This is a genomic window from Roseomonas acroporae, assembly GCF_023223525.1.
Classification (GTDB): domain Bacteria; phylum Pseudomonadota; class Alphaproteobacteria; order Acetobacterales; family Acetobacteraceae; genus Roseomonas_E; species Roseomonas_E acroporae.
Window position 1 is genome coordinate 1 of the sequence record NZ_JALPRX010000170.1, and the last position, 1,318, is coordinate 1,318.

Sequence of the window (1,318 nt, forward strand, 5' to 3'; positions counted from 1 at the left end):
TCGCCAACTCAGGATACGCTTCCATGTAAACGCAGCACGCTCTAGGGCGAGCCGCAGGTCACGCGGCGGGCCGACCGGCCGCTTCCCAACGACCTTCCCGGCGACCGCGGGCCCGGACGCGGCCTGCCGGCGGGATCGGCCGTTCCCGTGTCAGCCGCCGCGGAAGCCCGTGGCGACCACGTACAGCTCGCTGCTGTCCTTGCGGCTGGCGGGCGGCTTGGCGTGGCGCACCTCGCGGAAGTCGCGCCGGAGCTGGTCGAGCAGGGTCTTCTCGGTGCCCCCCTGGAACACCTTGGCCACGAAGCCGCCGCCCGGCGCCAGCACCCGGCGCGCGAAGTCGAGCGCCAGCTCCACCAGCCCGATGATGCGCAGGTGGTCGGTGGCGGTGTGGCCGGTGGTGTTGGGCGCCATGTCGGAGAGGACGAGGTCGGCCTGCCCGTCCAGCGCCGCGATCACCGCCGCCTCCGCCGCCTCGTCCTGGAAGTCGCCCTGGAGCACGACGGCGCCCGGCACCGGGTCCATGGCGAGCAGGTCGAGCGCCACGATGTGGCCGCCCGGCCCGGGCCGGTCCAGGCCGATCCGCTCCGCCGCCACCTGGGTCCAGCCCCCCGGGGCGGCGCCGAGGTCCACCACGCGCTGGCCGGGGCGCAGCAGGTGGAAGCGCTCGTCCAGCTCGATCAGCTTGAAGGCGGCACGGGAACGCAGGCCGCGCGCCTTCGCCGCCTGCACGTAGGGGTCGTTGAGCTGGCGCTCCAGCCAGCGCTGGCTGGCCGTGGTGCGCCCCTTGGCGGTGCGCAGGCGCGTGGTGAGGCCGCGCCCATCCTGCACGGCGGTCCTGCCGGGGGCGGTGCCGATGGACTTGCCAGGGGACCTGCCGATGGACTTTCCGGAGGACTTCCCGCCAGCGGATCCTGCGGGGGGCTTGCCGGTCGGGGGCTTCATGCGGGGTTGCTTGCTCGTCGGGCGTGGCGGAGGCGGACCGGTCTGCCGGACCGCCGCATGAACGGCCCCTCCCTCGCCGGCATGCCCCTACCGGGACATCCGGGCGGCTGCCGTGGCGGGGAGGAGGGAGTGACGGAGGTCTTCGCCGGTTGGGTTGGAGCGGATCGCCGGCGGGCGGACACGCCCGGCGGCGTGAGTCCGCGCCGGGAACAGCGAGCTACGGCGAACCGCAGTCCCAACCGGACTGCGGTTCGCTGTAGCCCAGCCCTGCGCGCCAGGGCAAGCGGACGGGCCTGTCCGAGTGGCCGGCGGCGGGATGGCGGAGGCTTTCCGTGCCGCGGGGCATGGGCCGCCGGCGCGATGCGGTGCGTCGTGC

1 protein-coding gene is annotated in these 1,318 nt (G+C 74.8%); it reads right to left on the bottom strand.

Annotated elements, in window-relative coordinates; translation table 11 throughout:
- Nucleotides 1-150 precede the first annotated feature (150 nt).
- Complete coding sequence (locus tag M0638_RS27135) at nt 151-942, bottom strand: RlmE family RNA methyltransferase (protein ID WP_248670081.1); 792 nt, start codon at nt 940-942, stop codon at nt 151-153.
- Between the last annotated feature and the right edge of the window lie 376 nt (nt 943-1,318).